The following is a 20,423-nucleotide window of genomic DNA, read 5'->3' on the forward strand; positions in this document are numbered from 1 at the left end:
GGCCGTGTCTCATCCGGCGGCGGCCCGCTTCAGCGCGGCCCGTCCGCTCTCCTCCCCGCCGTTCCGGCCGAGGGCGATCAGCAGCGTCGCGACCGCCGTGAGCAGCGCGCACACCCAGAACACCTTGGTGAAGCCGAGCCACTGCGTGACCACACCGGTGGTGGCGCCGCCGAGCAGCACCCCGCCGTGGAAGGAACTGGTGTAGAGCGACGAGGCCGCTCCGACCCGGTCGGCCATGGCGTCCTGGAGGATCGTCACCGGGATGCTGAGCACGATCGCCGTCCAGAAGGCGTTGGGCACCTGCATCAGCAGCAGCATGGCCTTCGTCTCGACGAGTGGCAGCACGGCGAAGAACAGCGTCGCGCAGACGGCGGCGCTCAGCACCAGGCGCCACTTGCCGAAGCGGTCGGCGCGGGACCCCAGATACATCATCGTCGGCACTTCGAGCGCCGCGGCGAGGCCGAGGAGCAGCCCGGTGAAGCCCGCGTCGAAGCCCAGGTCACGGGTGACGAACAGCGCGATGTCGATCTGATAGGCGTTGTTGACGGCCAGCAGCAGCACGACGGCTGCCATCAGGAGCCAGGTCGAGCTGTTGATGCCGGAGAACGCGCGGCCCGGCGGGCGGCGCCCCGCATCCTCCGTACGCAGGTTCGGCAGCAGCCACAGACTCAGCACGCCGCCCGACAGATAGAGCATCGCGGCGGTGAAGTAGAGGACGCCGAAGCCGAAGGTCGCGATCAGCAGGAAGCCGATGGGGGGACCGATGATCCAGGTCAGCGAGGTGATCGCGCGGAGCAGCGAGTTGAAGAAGGTGGCGTTCAGGGCCCGGTTCTCGGCGAAGTCGCGGGTGTAGGCGAGCAGTTGCGAGAAGCAGGCGCTGCCCAGTCCGAACAGGATCGCTCCGGTGCCGAGGAGCAGGTAGTAGTCCCGGACCAGCATGTACGTGAGGGCGCCGGCCGCCGACAGGAACACGGAGAGGGTGAGGAGCAGCCGCCGGTTCCCGATGCGGTCCGACAGCGCGCCCAGGGTGAGCCCGGAGACGATGTCCATCAGGCCCCGCCCGGCGGCGAACAGGCCGATCATCAGCGGGGTGGCGCCGATCTCGTCGGCCAGGAACAGGCTGGACGAGGTGGACATCATGGCGCCGGCGATGCCGATCAGACCGGTGCTGCCGATCAGGCCGCCGAGGGCGCCGTCGCGGAAGAGCACGGCGGCCCGCCGGCGGGCGGCGGAGGCCCTGGCGCGCAGGGACGGTGCGGGGGAACCGGGGTCCGGGGAGCCGGGATCCGAGTCGCCGGGTTCCGGGGAGCCGGGTTCCGGGGAGCCGGGCGGCGGGGCCCCGGTGTGCGGGGGTTCCCCCGGAGGGGCTGCCGCGGGCCGGGTCTCCGTCGTACGGGCCTCGGCGGGCCGGGCCTCGGCGGGCCCGGCTTCCGTGTGCTGCGCCTCCGTCCGCTGCGCCCCGGCCGCCCGGGATCCCACGGGCTCGGGCTCGCCGGGCGGGGCCTCGGCGGGCAGGGCCTCGGCGGGCGGTGTCGAACCGGTCGGCGTCATCACGCGGCTCCCGCCCGGTCGCGCCGCTGCGCGGCCCGGTGTTCGGCGCAGGTGGGCAGCCCGCCGTCCCGGATGGCCTGCTCGACGAGGAAGATGTCGGTGTCGGGTACGAGACGCGTGATGGGCGTGTCGTACTTCGCCGCGAAGTACCGGTGGTTGGCGTCGGCGGAGCGCATGTCCTCCTTGGGGTGCGGGCAGTGGATGGAGGTCGCGTCGCGGCGCAGCACGAACCGCGCCCCGTCCTCGTGCAGCCGGTAGGCCAGGTCGATGTCCTCGCCGCCCCAGGTCCGGTAGGCCTCGTCGAACATTCCGACGGCCTTCACCTGAGCGGTGTTCGCGGACACGTTGCACGTCCAGAACATCAGCCAGGGGGCGGCGAGCCGGAACAGTTCGTCGCCGTAGCGGTCGTAGTACCACTCCCGGACGTCCTGCCACTGCTCGTGCTCGGTGAAGGCGTCGATGGTCGCGTCGGGGTCGTCGTAGTCGATGCTGCGGGCGATCTGCTCGCCGTTCTCGCTGGTCTCGTTGAAGCCGTGGACATAGCCGCACACCGCGACGGGGCCGGTCACGGCCTCGTGGGCCGCGCAGTGCGCGGCGAGGGCGCGGGAGTGCAGGATCATCCCGGAGTCGACGAACACGCTCACCGGGCCCCGGGCGTGCCGCAGCCCGGTGTTGCGGGCCTTGGCGACCCGGTAGCCGCGGTCCTCCTGGAAGAAGTAGCCGAGGTCGAGCCGGTCCCGGTAGGAGGCGACCAGGTCGGCGGTCCCGTCGGAGGAACCGTCGTCGACGACCAGCACCTCGAACGCGTCCCGCGGGAGGGACTGGCGGACCAGGGAGTCGAGGGTGTACCGGAGCAGGTCCACCCGGTTGTACGTGGGCACGATCACGGAACAGCGCGGGGGTGGAGTCACGGGAGCCTGCCTTCGAGAGGGACAGCGGGACAGTCGTCGGACGGGTGGTGGTGATCGGGTCGCGGTGCGTCGGAGTGGTGCCCGGGGCGGGCCCCGGGCCGTCGGCGGCTCAGCCCGCCACGGGTTCCCGGGGCCGGGACTCCGGCGTCAGCAGGCCTCGTACGATCTCGGTCTGCCGGCCCAGGGTCCGCGCGGCGAGCAGGTCGCGGACGGGCACCCGGGTGCCGGTCCGGGTGCGGACCTTGCGGGCGAGATGGGTGATGAGCAGGGAGTCGCCGCCCAGCTGGAAGAAGTCGGAGTCGTCGCCGAGGGCCTCGTGGCCCAGCAGCTGGGTCCACAGGCCGGACATCAGCTCGGCCGCGTCGATCTCGGCGGCTTCGCTCTCGTCGGCGGAATCGGTGACGGTCTCGGCGGCGGACTCGGGCACGGACTCGGGTGTACGTTCCGCCGCGGGACCGGCCGCCGCCGGAGCCCCGTCCCCGCCCGGCCGCGCCGGGTGCGCGGGCTCCGGGTCCCCGGGGCCGGCCGGCGCGGCTTCCGGTGCCATCCAGCGCGGCCCGGCGAAGACATGACCGGGCAGGTGGAGGCAGCGTCCCGGACCGGCCAGGGCCGCGGCCGCGACGGGCTGCCCGCGGGTCCACAGCGTGCCGAGGGCCGTCAGCACCTCCTCGGCGGGCCGCCCGGTGCGGCCCGGGCAGAGCGGTACGGCGTCCAGGCCGGAGGCGTCGGCCATCGCGGTGAGGGCCCGGCCGGGGCCGGCCTCCACGACGAGGGCCCCGGGGAACCGCTTCCCCAGCGCTTCCAGCGCCTCGGCGAACCGCACGGTGCCGCGGGCCTGTGCCACGAAGTCCGAGGGGGTGAACTCCGCGCCCGCCTCCACGATCCCGCCCGTGGTGTTCGTGGCGAACGGCAGCCGGGGGCTGCGCACCGGCAGCGCCGCGGCGGCCTCCGACAGGGCCGGCAGGGCGGGCTCGATCAGCGCGGTGTGGAACGCGCGGCGGGTGGCGAGCCGGTGGGTGAACACCCGGTCGCCCAGCCGGACCCGGAATTCCTCGACGGCCTCGGCGGTACCCGCGACCACGCAGCCGTCCGGCGAGTTCACGGCGGCCAGTTCCAGCAGCTCGCCGGACCCGGCACCGGGTCCCGCACCGGAATCGGGGCCGAACTCGGCCAGCAGCGCCCGGGTCCGGTCCGCGTCGCAGCCGACGGCGAGCATGGCGCCCTCCGGGCACCGCTGCATGGCCTGCCCGCGTACGGTCACCAAGCGCGCGGCGTCCGCCGGGTCGAGCGCCCCGGCGACACAGGCCGCGGTGATCTCGCCGAGGCTGTGGCCGACCAGCGCCACCGGGGTGACGCCGAGCCCGGACAGCGCGGTGGCGGCCGCGTACTCGACGGCGAACAGGGCGGGCTGGGCCAGTTCGGTCTCCGCCAGCTCGTCCGCGGGGAACTCGGGGTCGAGCAGCGCCCGGCGCAGCCGCTCGGCCGGGCCCGAGCCGAACGCGGCGAGGCAGCCGTCCAGGGCCGCCGCGAAGCCGGGCAGCGCGCCGGCGAGCGGGGCCGCCATGCCGGGGCGCTGGGCACCCTGGCCGGGGAAGGCGAACACGACCGGGGCCGGGCCGCCGACGGGGCTGCTGCCCGTCACCACGGCGTCTCCGGCGTCCCGTGCCTCCCCGGCCCCCCATGTCCCCAGGCGCCGGGCGACGTCGGCGGTCGTCCGGCCGGCCACGGCGAGCCGCTCGGGCAGCGCGGCCCGCGCGGTGCCGAGGGTGAACGCCACATCGGCGAGGTCCGGTTCGCGCGCGGCCAGCCGGCCGGCGAGCCGGGCCGCGGAGCGGCTGAGGGCCTCGGGGGTGGCGGCGGACAGCAGGACGAGGCGCTCGGCGTCCGGGGCCCGGTCCGGGGCGGCCGGTGCCGGGGGCGGCTGCTCGACGATCACATGGGCGTTGGTGCCGCCGATGCCGAAGGAGCTGACCCCGGCCCGCCGGGGCTCCGGCCCGGTCCACGGGGCCGCTTCGCGGGGCACGTACAGGGGTGAACCCTCGGTCTCCAGCAGCGGGTTGGTGCCGGTGAACCCGGCCACCGGCGGCACCACGCCCTCCTTCACCACCAGCAGCGCCTTGATCAGGGAGGCGACCCCGGCGGCGTTGTCGAGATGGCCGGTGTTGGCCTTGAGGGCGCCGACGGCCACCTGGCCGGGGGCCGCTCCCGCCCCGGCGAGCGCGGCGGACGCCGCGGACCACTCCAGGGGGTCGCCGACCCGGGTGCCGGTGCCGTGCGTCTCCAGATAGCCGATCGAGGCGGCGTCCACGTCGGCGGCCAGCAGCGCCGCCCGGATGACGGCTTCCTGGCCGGTGACGGAGGGCGCGTAGTAACCGGCCTTGGCCGCCCCGTCGTTGTTGACCGCGGTGCCGAGCAGCACACCGTACGGGTCGGGGCCGTCCTCCAGGGCGTCCGCGAGCCGCCGGAGGACCACGCAGGCCACGCCGGAGCCCGCGACCACGCCGTCGGCGCTCTCGTCGAAGGGCCGGCAGCGGCCGGACGGGGAGTGGATGCCACCGGGCACGTGCAGCTGTCCGGCCTGCGGGAAGGGGATTCCGGCGGCGACGACGAGAGCCTGGTCGCAGTCGCCGTTCAGCAGTGCCTGGCAGGCCAGGTGCACGGCGACCAGCGAGGAGGAGCAGGCGGTCTGCACGGCCAGCGCGGGCCCCGTCAGACCGAGCTTGTAGGAGATGAGGCTGGCCATGAAGTCCGGTTCCGTGCCGTGCACGGCGTCCTCCAGGGTCAGCGGGTCGAGCGCGCCGCTCCGCACCATGCTGCGGAGATAGCCGCTGCCGCTGGCCGAGGCGTACACCCCGGTGGACACCCGCTCCTCCAGCGGCCCGGCGCCGGCGTCCTCCAGGGCCGACCAGGCGACCTCCAGCATCAGCCGGTGCTGCGGGTCCATCAGCTCGGCCTCGCGCGGGCTGACCCGGAACACCGTGTTGTCGAACCGGTCGGCGTCGTCGAGATGGCCGTGCACCGGCACGTAGTCGGGGTCGTCCACCAGGCTCCGGGGCACACCCGCCCCGATCAGCTCGTCCCGGTCGTAACGCCGGGTGAGGACCCGGCCCTCGGTCAGGGCGGTCCACCACTCCTCGGTGTCCGCCGCGCCCGGGAAGCGGCCGGACATGCCGGTGACGGCGATGTCAAAGGAACGGTCGCGAGCCATCGAACCACCTTCGGTCGGCGAGGTGCGCCCTCTGCGGGGCCTGGTTGCCGGACCCGGTCCGTGCCGCGTGCCTCGGATCGTCCGGCGCGTACGGACGTCATATTGCCAGGCGAGGCATTAAATGACAACCTATTGGCAATAGTTGGCAACACGCGTAGTGGTCCCACCCCGGGGCCCGGCCCCGGGGGCCGTCCCGTGCCCCGGCCCGAGGCCCCCGGTGGGCGGCCCCGGCCGGACCGCGGCCGTCCTGCCGCGGCCCACCTCGCGGACCGAGTACGAGAGGAGCGGGACGACGTGCGACCCGATCCGGAGTGGACCGCCGGCCCCCCGCGCACCGCGCCCGGCGAGGGCCTGCACCAGACAGTCGCCCGGCTGGCACGGGCGCGCCCGGCCGCCGTCGCGCTCGTCGCGGGCGACCGCCGCACCACCTACGAGGAACTCGACCGCACCGCCGACGCCTGGGCGGCACGCCTGGCCGCGGACGGCGTCGCGCCGGGCGATCTCGTACCGGTGCTGCTGCCCCGCGGCACCGAGCTGGTCACGGCGCTGCTCGCGGTGCTCAAGACCGGCGCCGCCTACGCCCTGCTGGACCCGGACTGGCCCGCCCGGCGGCTCGGTGACGTACTGGCGGACCTGGCCCCGCCGCTGTTGGTCGGCGCCCCGGACGCGGCGGAGCACGGGCTGCCGGTGTGGTCCCCGCCCGCCGGGCCGGCCGTCCCGGACCCCGCGTTCCGGCCCGCCGCCGTCCCCGGCTCGCACCCCGCCTGTGTCTTCTTCACCTCCGGCACGACGGGCCGCCCCAAGGGCGTGCTGACCCCGCACCGGGCGACCGCGCGCCTGTTCCGGCCCGGCGGCTTCGCCCGGTTCGGCCCCGGCTCCGTGGTGCCGCTGGCCGCGCCCGCTCCCTGGGACGCCTTCTCGCTGGAGCTGTGGTCGGTCCTCCTCAGCGGCGGCACCTCGCTGATCGTCGAGGACCCCTACCTCTCGCCCGCCGCCCTGCGCGACGGCGTCACCCGGCACGGCGCGGACACCGTCTGGCTCACCAGCAGCCTGTTCAACCTGGCCGTCGACGAGGACCCGGACGCCTTCACCGGGCTGCGCCAGGTCATGACCGGCGGCGAGCGCCTCTCCCCCGCCCATGTCCGCCGCTTCCTGCGCCGCCACCCCGGGATCACCCTGCTCAACGGCTACGGACCGGTCGAGAGCACCGTCTTCGCCACCACCCACCGCATCACGGAGGCCGACTGCGAGCGGCCCGACGGGATCCCGCTGGGCCGGCCGGTCCCCGGCACCGGGGTGCACGTGCTGGACGGCTCCCGTCCCTGCGCCGCCGGGGAGACCGGCGAGATCTGCCTCTCCGGCGAGGGCCTGGCCCTGCGCTATCTCGGCGATGCGGCCCGTACGGCGGAGAAGTTCACCGTCGTACGGATCGACGGCGCGGAGACCCGGGTCTACCGCACCGGTGACCTCGGCACCGTGGACCCGGACGGGCTGCTGTGCTTCCGCGGCCGGGCCGACCGGCAGCTGAAGATCCGCGGGCACCGCGTCGAACCGGCCGAGGTGGAACGCCAGCTGGAGCAGCTGCTGCCCGGCGTCCGCTCCTGCCGGGTGCTGGCCCGCCCGGACGCCACCGGCACCACCCGGGAACTGGTGGCCTTCTGCCGGCCCGTCGTGCCCGGCGACCCGCTGCCGGACGCGGCACGCGTGCTGCGCTCGGCCCTGGTGTCGTACCAGCGGCCGGCCGCCGTGGTGAGCGTGGACACCTTCCCCGTGACCGACCGCGGCAAGCTCGACGAACGCGCGCTGCTCGCCCTGGCGCCGCCCGCCGGGCACGGCGGTGAACCGGGCGCCGCGGACGCCCCGCCGCCCGGCGCAGGGTCCGGGGACGCCGGGCGGGATGCCGCCCGCGGCGGCAGCGGGGCCGTGACCGGCGGCACGGCGAGCAGCGACGCGGGGAGCGGCCCGCGGGACGCGACCACGGCCGCCGTCGCCGAGGTCTTCGGCACGGTCCTCGGCCGGAACGGCGTCCCCCTCGACGTGCCGTTCGTGGAACTCGGCGGCACCTCGCTGGGGGCCGGCCGGGTGTGCGCCCGGCTCTCCCGCCGGCTCGGCCGCCCCGTGCCGGTCTCCCGGCTGCACCGCCATCCGACGGCCCGCGCGCTCGCCCACTGGCTGCGCACGACCACCCCGCCCGCCGCGCCCGCGCCGGACCCCGCCGGCCCCGGTCCCGACCCGTCGGACGTCCCCCTCTCCCCCCTCCAGATCGTGTACCTCACCCGGCAGGCCGCCGTCCCCGCCGACCGGACGGGGCACTGCCTGGTCGCCTGGACCGTCGAGGGCGACCTCGACCGGGCCGCACTGGAGGCGGCCGTCGCGGAGGTGCACCGGCGGCACGAACCGCTGCGCGCCGCCTACGTCCTGGACCCCCGGCCCGCAGCGAGGCTCACCGACGTACCCGCTCCGCCCCTGGAGGTGCTGCCCGCCCAGCCGTCCACCGAGGCGGCGGTGCGGGCGCTGCGCGCCGAGCTGTCCGACGCGCTGGAACTGGACCTCGGCGAGGTGTGGCGGACCGCCCTGGTGCCGGTGGCCGGCGGGCACACCGCGGTGTTCGGGTGCGTGGTGCACCACATCGCCTTCGACGGCGCCTCCGAATCGGTGCTGGCCCGGGAACTCTCGGCCGGATACGCCGCGGCCCGCGGGACGGCACCGGCGCCCGCGGCGCCCCCGCCACCGTCCCTGGCCGCCGTCCACCGGGACCGCGCCGCGCTCCTCGCGCAATCGGACCTCGCGGCCCAGCGCGACCTGCTCGTACGGGAGCTGGCGGGCGTCCCGGAGATCCACTGGCCCCCCGGGCCTCCCGGCGCGTCCGGCCCTCCCGGCGCGTCCGGCGGCTGGGGCGACTTGGGCGACTTGGGTACGACCGGTGGCTTGGGTACGCCCCGTGGCCTCGGCACAACCGGTGGCCTCGGCACAACCGGCACGACCGGCACAACCGGCGGGTCCGGCGGGTCCGGCAGGTCCGGCACGCCGGGTGCCGCCGGCGTCTCCGGCGATTTCCGCGCGGCCGGCACGCCGGGTGCCCCCGGTGACTTCCGTGCGGCCGGCACGCCCGTTGCCCCCGGTTCGTCATCCGGTTCCTCCGGCACGCCCGTTGGCGCCGGCCGCCGCGCCGCGGATCCGTCCGCTCCCGGCGGCGAGCCCGGCCCCGTGGTGGTGCGGCTGTCCCCGGCCGCGCTCGCCGAGGCCGACGCCGAGGCGGCCCGTGCGGGGGTGACCCGTTTCGTGGTGCTGCTCTCCCGGTGGGCCGCGAGCCTCGCCGAGGTGACCGGCCGTACCGACTTCGCGGTGGGCGTCCCCGTGTCCCGGCGGGACAGCCCCGGCCTGGAGCGGGCCGTCGGCTGCCACATCGGCATGCTCTGCCTCCGGATGCGCGGCCCGGCCCTGGACGACGGCCCGGACGCCGTCGCGGACACCGGCCGGATCGTCGCCCGGGCCATGGCCGCGCAGGACGTCTCGTTCACCGATGTGCTGGGACTGGTCGACCCGCCGCGCACCGGCCGGCCACCGCTCTACCAGACGCTCTTCGCCCTCCAGGACAACCCCGCGCCGCTGCTCGACCTCGGCGGAACACGCACCCGGTTCCTCCGGGGGCCCTATCTCGACCTGCCCCTCGAACTCCACGCCGAGCTGTGGCCCGAGGAGGACCACGGCCTGCGACTGGAGATCTCGTACCGCCCGGAGGCGGTCCCGGCGGACACCGCACGGGCGCTCGCCGAGCACTTCGCCGCCCGGGCGCACCTCACCGCGCCAGGAGTGACGCCATGACGACCACCACCGTGCTGCCCGACCAGCCGCTCGACGAACTGCCCGGCGCCGACCGGCTCCTCGACCCGGCCCTGCACGCGGAGGGCGATCCGCACGCGGTGTGGCGCCGGATGCGCGAGCACGCCCCGGTGCACCGGCACGAGCCCGGAGAGATGCCCGCGTTCTGGTCACTGACCCGCTACGAGGACGTCCGCACCGTCTACCGCGACCCCGCGGCGTTCAGCTCGCGCCACGGCGTGCTGCTGCGCCCGGCCGCGCTCGGCGAGGACCCCGGCGGCGGACTGACCCTCGCGCTGACCGATCCGCCCCGCCACAAGCAGCTGCGCTCCCTCATGGCGGACTGGTTCCACACCCGGGCCGTGCGCGGCCTGGAGGACCCGATCCGTGCCACCACCCGCACCGTGCTCTCCCGCGCCCTGGAGCTGGGGTCGTGCGACATCGTGCACGACATCGCCGGACGGCTGTCCCTGTACGTCATCAGCGGCATCCTCGGTGTTCCGGAGGAGGACCGGGAGGCCCTGTACCGCTGGACCGACGAGGCGTTCGAGGCCCATGTCTCGCTGGCCGCGCACCCGCGCATCGTCGAGTACTTCATGGAGCTGCTGTACCGGCGCATGGAGGAGCCCCGGGACGACCTGGTCAGCTCGCTGGTGCACGGCACCGTGAACGGCGAGCTGCTCACCGAGGAGGAACTCCTCCTCAACTGCGAGAACCTCATCGGCGCCACGGAGAACGGACGGCTGGCCCTCATCGGCGGTGTGCTCGCCTTCCTCGAACACCCCGGCCAGTGGCGGCGGCTGCACGAGGACCGCTCCCTGCTGCCCGGCGCCGTGGAGGAGGTGCTGCGCTGGACCTCCAGCGCCACGCACAGCATGCGCACCGCCACCCGGCCGTACGAGATCCGCGGGCGGCGCGTCGAACCCGGCGACCGGGTCGTGCTGTGGCTGCCCTCCGCGAACCGGGACGAGGACGTCTTCGCCGACCCGTACACGTTCGACATCGCCCGCCGCCCCAACCGCCACATCGCCCTGGCCGCCGGTGAGCACTACTGCATCGGCAGCACACTGGCCCGGACCGAGCTGCGGCTGCTGTTCACGGAACTGCTCGACTCCGTGGCCGCGATGGAGCTGGACGGCCCCGTGACCCGGCTGCGTTCGATCGCCGTCAACGGCCCCGCGTCACTGCCCGTACGGCTCACCGCCCGCTGACCGGCGCGCGGCCGCACACACGGACCCGCGCGCGGACCGGTACGCGGAGGCGCGCACGGCGAGGGGCACGGCAAGGCCTGCACGGCGAAACGCGCACGGCGGGGCACGCACGCGCACGCCCTCGGCACGCGGCCACACCGCGCACGACCGGAGACGTACGACCGCACCACCCGCGCCCCTGTCCGCCGCGCACCCGCACCCACTCACCCCCACACCACACCCGCACCCGCACCACCACCCGCACCACCACATCCCGAAAGGAATCGAGGCTGCCATGACACACCCGACGCACCGGCCGACCGGCCCGCAGGGAAGGCTCAGTTACATCTCCGCCCCGGAGGGCGTGCACCCCAGCTCCGGATACAGCCATGTGGTGACCGGCCCCGGCCGGGTCGCCGCGATCGCCGGGCAGATGCCGTTCGACGAGCAGGGCCGGCTCGTCGGCGACAAGGACCCGGGCGCCCAGGCCCGCCAGGTGTTCGCCAACATGCGCGGCTGCCTGGCCGCCGCCGGGGCCACGTTCGACGACGTCCTCAAGCTGACGTACTACGTGACCGACGCCGGCCACATCCCCGCCATCCTCGCGGCCCGTGACGAGTTCGTCGACACCGAGCACCCGCCCGCCAGCACCGTCGTCCAGGTCGTGGCCCTCTACCGGCCGGACCTGCTGCTGGAGGTGGACGCGTTCGCCCTCGTCGGCGACACGGCGACGGCAGGTGCGGCATGACCGCGCCCGCCGTCACACCGCCCGGCGGCGACCGGCTGCGGCCGCCGCCCCTGGACCGCGAGCTGGCCGGACCGCTGCGCGCCGTCCTGGACTCCATGCCGATGCCGCTGACACCGGGCCTCATCGCGGACCGGCGCCGGCGCAGCGCGGCGGGCCGGCTGACGGACGAGCAGATACGGCGCGGCGGGGCGTTCGACACCGAGGAGCTGACGGTGCCCGGGCCGGCCGGCTCGCCCGGCCTGCCGCTGCTGGTGTGCCGGCCGACGTCGGTTCCCGTGCCGCTCGCGACGATTTACCACACCCACGGCGGCGGCATGGTCGCCGGCAGCCATCGCAGCACCGAGTTGGCCGGAGAGCTGGACCGGGCCGGTGAACTGGGCCTGGCCGTGGTGGCCGTGGACTACCGGCTCGCCCCGGAGCATCCCGACCCGGTGCCCGTGGAGGACTGCTACGCCGGGCTGGTCTGGCTGGCCGGGCACGCCGCCTCGCTGGGGCTGCCGGACCGGATCGTGCTCAGTGGCAACAGCGCCGGGGGCGCGCTCGCGGCCGGACTCGCGCTGCTGGCGCGCGACCGCGGCGGCCCCGTGCCGGTGGGCCAGCTGCTCCAGTTCCCGATGCTCGACGACCGGTGCGACAGCTTCTCGTCCGGGCAGTTGCGCAGCGCGGGCCTGTGGGACGGGCTTTCCAACCGCGCCGGCTGGACCGCGCTGCTCGGCGACCGGCGCGGCACCGGCGCCGTCTGCCCGTACGCCGCCCCGGCGCGCGCCCGGGACGTCTCCGGGCTGCCGCCGGCGTACATCGAAGTCGGCTCCGTGGAGGCGCTGCGGGACGAGGGTGTCGACTACGCCTCCCGCATCTGGCGTACCGGAGGTCAGGCGGAACTGCACGTGTGGTCGGGCGCTTTTCACAGCTTCGACGAGTGGGTTCCGGACGCCGTCGTGTCCCGGGCCGCGCACAACGCCCGTGTGGCCTGGCTGCGCCGGGTTCTGGATCTTCCCGGCAAGAGCTGAACCCTGGAGTCAACTCCAACACTCAATATTGCCAAGCTTCTTGGCAACTCTTGCCAAGCGCCGTGCCACCCGGCTAGCGTATGTGTCATCAAGACGGACCGCGCAGTCTTGGACGACAGCCATCCAAAGCCATTCCCAGGGGGAATCTGTCATGCGCACGATAATCCGCACCGCTTACTCCATCGCTCTCACCGGCCTCGTCCTCTCGGCGCTGGCCGTCGTGACGACCGACGGCATCGACTGGCCGCAGCAGCAGGTCGTCTCCGCCTCCACCCCGGGTGACCCGGGCATCGACTGGCCGCAGGCACAGGCCGACGGCGAGCCCGGCAACCCCGGCATCGACTGGCCGTAACCGCGCCGCGCGCCACGGGCACCACCCCACCCCCGCTCCCACCGCACACCCCCGGCTCCGGCCTCGGATGGGAGCGCTCCCGCATCGTGTTTCCCCATCCGTCGGCGGGGCCCTCACCGGCCCCGCCGACGCACTTCCTCACCAGGAGCAGACATGAGCGACGTCAAATTCAGCTTCGTCATCCCCTACAAGCAGCGCCTGGACAACATCAAGCTCGCCCTCGCCTCCCTGGCCGAGCAGACGATGGACCGGTCGGAGTTCGAGGTCGTCATCGGGGCGCTGGAGTACTCGCCGGAGTTCGCCGCCGTATGCGAGGAGTACGCCGACCGCCTCGACATCGTCGCCGTCATGTCGGGCGTCGAGTGGAATGTCTGCCGCGCCCGGAACCTCGCCCTGCGCAATGCGAACGGCCAGGTCATCGTGGTGCTCGACGCCGACATGGTGGTCCCTCCGACCTTCCTGCGGAACCTGTACGACCGCTACTACCGGCACGGCCAGAACATCTGCGTCGTGGGCCAGATGATCGGCTACGAGGACGTCTTCCGCAGCGAGATCGAGAGCGTCGAGACCCGCCCGTACAGCCACTACCGCAAGGCTCTCGCACAGCTGGAGTCGCAGGACCAGGTCCTGATGGACAACCGGTGGACTCCTGAATACGCCTCGGCGTTCGCCCGCTTCCCCTGGGTCCAGGCGTGCACGGCGCTCGTCGCGGTGCCGGCGCAGACCGTCCGGGAGCACGACCTCACCTTCGACGAGGGCTTCCGCGGCTGGGGCCCGGAGGACCAGGAGTGGGCCCGCCGGATCTCCCGCAGCGGCACCCCCATCGTCCTCGGCGAGCAGGTCTACGGCCTGCACCTCCCGCACGTCCGCAGCATGACCACCCAGAACCACACCGAGACCCTGAACTGGCGCTACTACCTCTCCAAGTGGCCCGAGCTGGACGTCGAGGTGTCCCTGGCCTACGAGCAGCTGGAGGCCGACCGGCTCTTCCCCGAGATCGAGCGGGAACTCGCCGAGCTGGTCGCCGGGGCGGGCGGGCTGCGGCCCGGTGTCGTGCGCGGACAGATGGGCGGCCGCAGCGTGCTGACCGTCGGCGCCCTCGTCGACGAGGCCACCCGCACCCCCGCGCCGGAGATCATCGCCGGTTACGACACCGGGGCCGTCCTGGAGGTGCTGCCGCTGGTGGGCCTGGCCCTGCCGTACGAGGACGACAGCGTCGACGAGTGCCGCGTGCTGGCTCCGGTGGCGGGGCTGAGCGAGCAGTTCCGGGACACCGCCGTCCGGGAGGCGGAGCGCGTCTCCCGGAAGCTGGTGCTGCCGGCAGGCGCCTAGTCACGCCGGGTTCAGCGCGTGTCAATTTTCGTCAACTCCGACCGGACAACATGTCAACATGTTGTCCGGTCGGCGGCATCTCGGCATCTTCGGCAGTTACAGCTTCCCAACCAGAGGTGATTTCCGTGGAGCAGCGAACAGTGGGCAGGACCGGGCAGCGGCTGTCCGTCGTCGGTCTCGGCACCTGGCAACTCGGTGCGGACTGGGGCGATGTGGCGGAGCGCGACGCCATGGCCGTGCTGGAGGCGGCGGTCGAGTCGGGGGTGACCTTCCTCGACACGGCGGACGTGTACGGCGACGGCCGCAGCGAGCGTCTCATCGGCGCGTTCCTGAAGGGCATCGGCGCCGAGCGGGCGCGGGACGTCCTCGTCGCCACCAAGATGGGCCGCCGCGCCGTGCAGGACCCGTCCGAGTTCACCCTGGACAACTTCCGGACCTGGACCGACCGTTCCCGGGAGCATCTGGGGGTGGACACCCTCGACCTGGTGCAGCTGCACTGCCCCCCGACGCCCGTGTTCTCCTCCGGCGCGGTGTACGACGCGCTGGACACCCTCGTCGACGAGCGCCGCGTCACCGCGTACGGCGTGAGCGTCGAGACCTGCGACGAGGCGCTGGCCGCGATCGCCCGGCCGGGGGTCGCGTCCGTACAGATCATCTTCAACCCGTTCCGGCTCAAGCCGCTCGAGCGGGTGCTGCCCGCCGCGCGGGCCGCGGGCGTCGGCGTCATCGCCCGGGTGCCGCTGGCCTCCGGCCTGCTGTCGGGCCGGTACGGGCCCGACACCGTCTTCGCCGCCGACGACCACCGCACCTACAACCGCGACGGCTCCTCGTTCGACGTCGGCGAGACGTTCTCCGGTGTGGACTACGCCACCGGGGTCGCCGCGGCCCGTGAGTTCGCCGGGCTGGCCCCCGACGGGGCGACCCCGGCCGCGACGGCGCTGCGCTGGATCGTCCAGCAGCCCGGCGTCACCTCCGTGATCCCCGGCGCCCGCGACGCCGGCCAGGCGCGCGCCAACGCCGCCGCCGCGGACCTGCCCGCGCTGCCCGGCTCCACCCTGGCGGCCGTCCGCGACCTGTACGACCGGCGGATCCGTGCCCAGGTGCACGACCGCTGGTGACCCGAGCACCCGCTCCCGCTCCCGTATCGAAAGGTTCTCCATGTGCGCAGCCCGCATGCACGCCGATGAGGCGGACATCGGTGTGTCCCTCGTACGCCGTCTGATCGGCGAGCAGTTCCCGCAGTGGTCCGGCCTGCCGGTCGTACCGGTCGAGTCCGCCGGGACGGACAACGCGATGTACCGGATCGGTGACGGCCTCGCCGCCCGGTTGCCCCGGATCGAGGGGGCCGTCGGCAATGTGGCGGCGGAGCAGCGCTGGCTGCCCCGGCTGGCGCCCGAGCTGCCGGTGCCCATCCCGGAGCCGGTCGGCCGCGGGCGGCCAGGCGCCGGCTACCCCTGGGAGTGGTCGGTCTTCCGCTGGCTGGAGGGCGAGAACCCGGTCGTCGGGCGGCTCGCCGAGGCGGAGCTGCTCGCCAAGGACCTGGCGGAGTTCGTCGCGGCCCTGCGCCGGGTGCCCGCCGACGGCGGGCCGCCGTCGGGGCGCGGCATGCCCCTGGCGGAGCGGGACGCCCCGACGCGGGCCGCGATCGAGGCGCTGGACGGCATGATCGACACCCGGGCGGCGACCGCCGTGTGGGAGGAGGCGCTGGCGCTTCCCGAGCGGTCCGGTCCGCCGGTCTGGTCCCACGGGGACCTGTCGCCGGGGAACGTCCTGCTGACCGGCGACCGGCTGAGCGGCGTCATCGACTTCGGCGGCGTGGGCGTGGGCGACCCGACGGTGGACCTGATCCCGGCCTGGAACCTGCTGCCCGCGGGCGCGCGGTCCGCCTTCCGCGCGGCCCTGTGCGCCGACGACGTGACCTGGGCGCGCGGCCGGGGCTGGGCGCTGTCGATCGCGCTGATCCAGCTGCCGTACTACAAGGACACGAATCCTGCGCTGGCGGCCAACTCCCGGCATGTCATCGCGGAGGTCCTGGCGGACGCCGCCGGCTGACGGGCTGACAGCGGACACCGGACGGCCCCGGCGCCTGTGCGCCGGGGCCGTCCGGTGTCCGTGCGTCGCGGCCGGTCACCCGGCGATGTCCGCCAGGCTGCGTTCGAGCCGGTCGGTGATGAATTCGGCCCCCTCGGCGTCGAGGATCAGCGGCGGCGCGATCAGCACGGCCTTCCCCTCGGGCCCCTGCGGGCGCAGCAGCAGCCCGCGGGCCTGGGCGCGGGCCAGCAGGGCGGCGGCGGTGTCCCCGGACCGGGTCTCCACCACCACGGCCAGGCCCGTGCCGCGGACGTCGGTCACCTCGTCGGCGCCGGTCAGCCCGGCGAGCCTGGCCCGCAGATAGGTGCCGTAGTGCTCGGCCCGGGCCACCAGGTTCTCCCGGTCGAGCACGTCGAGCGTGGCGAGCGCGGCGGCGCAGGCCACCGCGTGACCGGAGTTGGTGTGCCCGTAGCGGATGCCGCCCAGGATCGGGTCGCGGCCGAAGCTCTCGTGGATGCGCTGCTGCACGGTCACGGCGGCCAGCGGGACGTAACCGCTGGTCAGTCCCTTGCTGGTGATGAGGATGTCCGGTTCGACGTCCTCCCGCCGGCAGGCGAACATCCGGCCGCTGCGCCCGTACGCCGTGAACACCTCGTCCAGGACGAGGAGCGTGCCCCGGGCGTCGCAGAGGTCCCGCAGGCCGCGCAGGAAGCCGGGCGGCAGCACGATGCCGCCGCCGACGTTGAGGAACGGCTCGACCACCACGGCGGCGGGCACGTCGTCCGGGTCGTCGCCGATGGCCTTCTCGAAGGCGTCCAGGAGCAGCGGCAGCGACTCCGGGCGCCGGGCCTCGGCCGCGGTGACCGGCAGCTCCACCCGGGTCACCGGGAGCGGGGAGCGGAAGGGGTGGGCGACCCGGGGCAGGGCGGACAGGTCGCGGCTGAGCAGGGTCGCGCCGTGGTAGCCGAGGGCGAAGGTCACCATCCGGGAGCGCGGGGTGCCGACGTGCTGCCAGTAGCCGGCGGCGATCAGCATGGCGGCGTCGAAGCCCTCGGAGCCGCTGTTGACGAAGAGGGTCCGGGACAGCTCGGGGGGCAGATAGCCGGCCAGCCGCTCGGCCAGCCGGCCGGCCGGCTCGTGGCTGCCCCGGGACAGGTCGAAGTGGTGCAGCCGGCCGAGCTGGCGGGTGACGGCCGCGGTCACCTCGGGGTGGGCGTAGCCGCAGATGGCGCTGAGCGCCGAACTGGTGCCGTCGACGTATTCGTTGCCGTCGGCGTCCCAGACCCGGTAGCCCTCACCGTGGGTGAGCATCAGCTCCGACCGGTCGGCCGTCAGCGGTGTCCAGGTGTGCCACAGGTGGCGCCGGTCGCGGGCCCGGGCCGTCTCCGTGCTCCGGACCTTCGTGTCGCTCTCGGTAGTCATGGCTCGCGTGCCTCCGCAGGCTCGTCGTCGTTCCGCTTGGGCTGGTTGCTGGTTCCTGCCGGTCCGTGCCGGATCCCGGTCTGCGCCGCCGGCGCCCGTCGCCGGGTGCCGGTCGCCGGCCGGCGACCGGGACCGTTCACACCGGGGTCACGACGCGGCACGAGACCCGCTCGGCCTCCTTCAGCACGGCCTCCCGGTACTCCTCGGCCAGCCGCAGGACGGGCGGCAGGAGCCGGCACTCCTGGACGCTGCCCTCGTCGAACGGCAGCGCGAATCCGACCAGCGGGAGCACCCGGTCCGGCGCGCCGGTGTCGAACAGGGCGCCCGTCTCGGGGTCGTCGAGCCGTCCGCGCTCGTCGACGACGGCTCCGAGGAGCAGGGTGTCGGCCCCGCCCACGGTGCCGCGGGCGACCGCCAGCCGCCGTCCGCCGCCGCCGGCGGCCCGGGACGCTTCCCGGGCGGCGTCGGGATAGCGTCGGTTGGTCTCCCAGCAGTCGAAGCGCCGGTACATCTCGACGTCGAGCACGGGCCACTTGGCGAGGAAGTGTCTCTTGTTGGCGTCGAAGGTCCGGAAGTTCTCGGAGACGTCGCGGGCGTGCGGCAGGTGCAGCCCGAACACGTCCTCGCCGCGCACGATCGGGGTGCCGCCGGCCTGGACGCGGTAGCCCCACTCCTGGTCCTCGCCTCCCCAGCCGCGGAACTCCTCGTCGAAGTAGAGGTCCTGGCGCCGGACGGTCGCGGCGTTCACGGCAAGGAAGCCGGTCCACACGATGGTCCAGGGCAGGACGACCGGTTCGAAGAGCCAGCGCCGGTCGCGGCGCACCCCGGGGGTCGCCTCCAGGTCGGCGAGGATCTCGCGGAAGTGGGTGTGCTCCGGGAGGTCCCCGGTCTCGGCGGGGGCGTCGGTGCGGCCGTCGTGGCCGATCAGCTGCCCCAGCACGCAGACGTTCCCGCCGTCCGCGTAGTAGCGGTCGTACAGCGAACTCAGGCAGCCCCGGGGCAGCGCCACGTCCGCGTCGAGGAGGACGACGACCTCGCCGGAGGCCTGCCGGATCGCCAGGTTCCGGGCGCGGCCGATGTTCCACTCGCCGCCCGCCATCACCGTGACGATGTTCAGCCGTCCGGCGAACTCCTCGACCAGGGAGAGGTACTCGTGTGCGTACTCCAGAGCGCCGACGACCACCTCGAACCGGTCGGCGGGCAAGGTCTGCTCCGCGAGCGAGGCAAGGACGACCCGGAGGTTGCGGAGCCGCTGCTTGTAGGGGATCACGACGCTGAACTGCAACTCGCTCATCACTGCTCCTTGTTCGGACCGGGTGTCCGGCCCGGCCGGGAGTCCGCCCGCACCGGGGGGACGGGATCTGACCGAACATAATGTTGCCTAATATTGCCTAGCTTGGCAATACTTGGCATCATGGTGCCGGAGCACTTCTCCGACCGGAAGGAACGCCATGGCACAGGATTCGATCGGCGTCGTCACCGTGACGCGCGGACGGGCGGCGCGGATCCTCCCCCGTTCGATGCTGTCGGTGTACCGCCAGGACTACGGCGGCCCGCTGGAGCACGTCATCGTGGTCGACGACAAGGACCCGGAGACGGTCGCCGTCGCCTCGACGGCCCCCACCCGTCCCGGACTGCGGGTCGTCGTGCGGGAGGTGCCGCGGCCGCCCGCCGAGGTCGACGAGCCGCCGGGCGACAAGCGCCGCGTCTACCCGCGGCTGTCCCGGCTGTTCAACGCCGGGGTGCGCGCCTCGTCGGCCGACTGGATCGCCTTCCTCGACGACGACAACGAGTTCGAGCCCAACCATCTCCGCAGCCTGATGGAGTGCGCCCGGGCGCACGGCGTCCAGGTCGCCCACTCCGGCCGGACCATGTGGCGCCACGACGGCACCCCGTATCTCGACCAGGCCTGGCACACCGTCGACGACCCGCGCGAGGCGGCGCGGATCTACGACGTGATGTGCGACAAGGGCGTCCGCATCCGCGGCACCCATCTGATGATGGACCGCGCCGACCCGGTCCCCCCGGGCGCGGCCTTCCACACCAGCAGCGTGATGCGCCCGGAGGACCCCGTGGCGCTCGTCGACCAGAGCGTCTGGCTGATACGCCGCGAGCTGCTGCTGCGGCTGCCGATCCCGGAGACCTTCTCCGAGGAGGAGCACGCGGCGAACACCGCGCCCGACGACAAGCTGCTCAGGACGATGCTGGACAACGAGATCCCCATGGTCTCCACCGGTCTGGCCACCGTCCGCTACTACCTCGGCGGCGTGTCCAATCCGCACACCGTCGAGCGCCGCGAACCGGTCCCGGCCCTCGGTGCCTGACCGCACCGGACCGGCGCCCGCCCCGGCGCACCCGCGCCGCCGCTGAGCGGCGCGGGCACCACCCCGCTCACAACCACCCGTCACACCAAGGGAGAACCGATATGCGCAGCAACTCCGCCACCCGCAAGCTGTCCCTCCGGACGCTGTCGTTCCTGAGCCTCGCGGGCCTCGCCCTCGCCGCCGGTGCCACCCCGGCGGTCGCGGACACCGCCTCGGCCGAGGCGGACGCCTGCCCGTTCACCGACACCCTCTGCCTGTTCGAGGGCACCGACTACACCGGTGAGCGCTTCAACGTGCGGTCGATGGTCCCCGGACAGGCCGTCTGCGTCGACCTGGTGTCCCACAACTACGCCGGCCGGGCCCACTCGGGCATCAACACCAACAGCAGAACGGCCGTCCTCTACAGCGGCCAGGACTGCACCGGCACCGGCTACCCGATCTCCGGCAGCGTGCCCTCGTTCAACTTCGCCGCGCAGAGCGTGCGGGTCTACTGACCCAGGGCAACGCGAACGGCGGCGGTGG

General features: G+C 74.2%; 15 protein-coding genes. 10 read left to right on the plus strand and 5 right to left on the minus strand.

Going from position 1 to position 20,423, the window contains the following annotated elements:
* Window positions 1–9: 9 nt before the first annotated feature.
* From GCU69_RS15070 to GCU69_RS15080, 3 genes are all read right to left on the minus strand, one after another.
* Window positions 10–1,551, minus strand: a complete 1,542-nt coding sequence (locus tag GCU69_RS15070) for a sugar efflux transporter (protein WP_156206331.1) — start codon at window positions 1,549–1,551, stop codon at window positions 10–12.
* Window positions 1,551–2,462 (minus strand): glycosyltransferase, encoded by a 912-nt coding sequence (locus tag GCU69_RS15075; RefSeq protein WP_098754691.1) that lies wholly within the window; start codon window positions 2,460–2,462, stop codon window positions 1,551–1,553. The genes GCU69_RS15070 and GCU69_RS15075 overlap by 1 nt, the downstream gene beginning before the upstream one ends.
* A gap of 109 nt (window positions 2,463–2,571) precedes the next feature.
* Window positions 2,572–5,670 carry a type I polyketide synthase gene (locus tag GCU69_RS15080; protein ID WP_156206332.1) on the minus strand — a complete coding sequence of 1,033 codons (3,099 nt, stop codon included), beginning with the start codon at window positions 5,668–5,670 and terminating at the stop codon, window positions 2,572–2,574.
* 294 nt (window positions 5,671–5,964) lie between these two features.
* Between GCU69_RS15080 and GCU69_RS15085 the strand changes: the two genes are divergently transcribed.
* The 8 genes from GCU69_RS15085 (at window position 5,965) to GCU69_RS15120 (ending at window position 16,176) form a co-directional block, all read left to right on the plus strand.
* Window positions 5,965–9,495 (plus strand): non-ribosomal peptide synthetase, encoded by a 3,531-nt coding sequence (locus GCU69_RS15085; protein ID WP_218037928.1) that lies wholly within the window; start codon window positions 5,965–5,967, stop codon window positions 9,493–9,495.
* Window positions 9,492–10,703, plus strand: coding sequence for a cytochrome P450 (locus tag GCU69_RS15090; RefSeq protein ID WP_098755306.1), 1,212 nt, complete (start codon window positions 9,492–9,494; stop codon window positions 10,701–10,703). The genes GCU69_RS15085 and GCU69_RS15090 overlap by 4 nt, the downstream gene beginning before the upstream one ends.
* A 274-nt stretch (window positions 10,704–10,977) precedes the next feature.
* Entirely contained in the window at window positions 10,978–11,430 is a 453-nt protein-coding gene (locus tag GCU69_RS15095; RefSeq protein WP_156206333.1) for a RidA family protein, read from the plus strand.
* Window positions 11,427–12,440 carry an alpha/beta hydrolase gene (locus tag GCU69_RS15100; RefSeq protein ID WP_156206334.1) on the plus strand — a complete coding sequence of 338 codons (1,014 nt, stop codon included), beginning with the start codon at window positions 11,427–11,429 and terminating at the stop codon, window positions 12,438–12,440. Before GCU69_RS15095 ends, GCU69_RS15100 begins: the two co-directional genes overlap by 4 nt.
* A 151-nt stretch (window positions 12,441–12,591) precedes the next feature.
* Window positions 12,592–12,792 carry a hypothetical protein gene (locus tag GCU69_RS15105; RefSeq protein ID WP_098755303.1) on the plus strand — a complete coding sequence of 67 codons (201 nt, stop codon included), beginning with the start codon at window positions 12,592–12,594 and terminating at the stop codon, window positions 12,790–12,792.
* Between the two features lie 153 nt (window positions 12,793–12,945).
* Window positions 12,946–14,124, plus strand: a complete 1,179-nt coding sequence (locus GCU69_RS15110) for a glycosyltransferase (protein ID WP_098755302.1) — start codon at window positions 12,946–12,948, stop codon at window positions 14,122–14,124.
* 116 nt (window positions 14,125–14,240) lie between these two features.
* Entirely contained in the window at window positions 14,241–15,242 is a 1,002-nt protein-coding gene (locus tag GCU69_RS15115; protein WP_218037929.1) for an aldo/keto reductase, read from the plus strand.
* A 55-nt stretch (window positions 15,243–15,297) separates the two neighbouring features.
* Entirely contained in the window at window positions 15,298–16,176 is an 879-nt protein-coding gene (locus tag GCU69_RS15120; protein WP_235978491.1) for an aminoglycoside phosphotransferase family protein, read from the plus strand.
* 75 nt (window positions 16,177–16,251) lie between these two features.
* Here the strand turns inward: GCU69_RS15120 and GCU69_RS15125 are convergent, their stop codons facing one another.
* Together GCU69_RS15125 and GCU69_RS15130 are read right to left on the minus strand one after the other, a co-directional pair.
* Window positions 16,252–17,577, minus strand: a complete 1,326-nt coding sequence (locus GCU69_RS15125; RefSeq protein WP_156206336.1) for an aminotransferase family protein — start codon at window positions 17,575–17,577, stop codon at window positions 16,252–16,254.
* Between the two features lie 136 nt (window positions 17,578–17,713).
* Window positions 17,714–18,871, minus strand: coding sequence for a glycosyltransferase family 2 protein (locus tag GCU69_RS15130; RefSeq protein ID WP_156206337.1), 1,158 nt, complete (start codon window positions 18,869–18,871; stop codon window positions 17,714–17,716).
* Between the two features lie 157 nt (window positions 18,872–19,028).
* On the opposite strand from GCU69_RS15130, the gene GCU69_RS15135 reads away from it, so the two are divergent.
* Both GCU69_RS15135 and GCU69_RS15140 read left to right on the plus strand, forming a co-directional pair.
* Window positions 19,029–19,901, plus strand: coding sequence for a glycosyltransferase family A protein (locus GCU69_RS15135; protein ID WP_098755297.1), 873 nt, complete (start codon window positions 19,029–19,031; stop codon window positions 19,899–19,901).
* A gap of 101 nt (window positions 19,902–20,002) precedes the next feature.
* Entirely contained in the window at window positions 20,003–20,395 is a 393-nt protein-coding gene (locus GCU69_RS15140) for a peptidase inhibitor family I36 protein (protein ID WP_098755296.1), read from the plus strand.
* Window positions 20,396–20,423: the final 28 nt, after the last annotated feature.

It is taken from the genome of Streptomyces lycii (assembly GCF_009735685.1).
GTDB lineage: Bacteria > Actinomycetota > Actinomycetes > Streptomycetales > Streptomycetaceae > Streptomyces > Streptomyces lycii.

Bases quoted from the DNA above. Each gene is read 5' to 3' on its own strand.
- GCU69_RS15140 (WP_098755296.1), top strand. From the start codon at position 20,003: ATGCGCAGCAACTCCGCCACCCGCAAGCTGTCCCTCCGGACGCTGTCG.
- GCU69_RS15135 (WP_098755297.1), top strand. From the start codon at position 19,029: ATGGCACAGGATTCGATCGGCGTCGTCACCGTGACGCGCGGACGGGCG.
- GCU69_RS15090 (WP_098755306.1), top strand. From the start codon at position 9,492: ATGACGACCACCACCGTGCTGCCCGACCAGCCGCTCGACGAACTGCCC.
- GCU69_RS15105 (WP_098755303.1), top strand. From the start codon at position 12,592: ATGCGCACGATAATCCGCACCGCTTACTCCATCGCTCTCACCGGCCTC.
- GCU69_RS15100 (WP_156206334.1), top strand. From the start codon at position 11,427: ATGACCGCGCCCGCCGTCACACCGCCCGGCGGCGACCGGCTGCGGCCG.
- GCU69_RS15130 (WP_156206337.1), bottom strand. From the start codon at position 18,871: ATGAGCGAGTTGCAGTTCAGCGTCGTGATCCCCTACAAGCAGCGGCTC.
- GCU69_RS15110 (WP_098755302.1), top strand. From the start codon at position 12,946: ATGAGCGACGTCAAATTCAGCTTCGTCATCCCCTACAAGCAGCGCCTG.
- GCU69_RS15125 (WP_156206336.1), bottom strand. From the start codon at position 17,577: ATGACTACCGAGAGCGACACGAAGGTCCGGAGCACGGAGACGGCCCGG.
- GCU69_RS15120 (WP_235978491.1), top strand. From the start codon at position 15,298: ATGCACGCCGATGAGGCGGACATCGGTGTGTCCCTCGTACGCCGTCTG.
- GCU69_RS15080 (WP_156206332.1), bottom strand. From the start codon at position 5,670: ATGGCTCGCGACCGTTCCTTTGACATCGCCGTCACCGGCATGTCCGGC.
- GCU69_RS15070 (WP_156206331.1), bottom strand. From the start codon at position 1,551: ATGACGCCGACCGGTTCGACACCGCCCGCCGAGGCCCTGCCCGCCGAG.
- GCU69_RS15095 (WP_156206333.1), top strand. From the start codon at position 10,978: ATGACACACCCGACGCACCGGCCGACCGGCCCGCAGGGAAGGCTCAGT.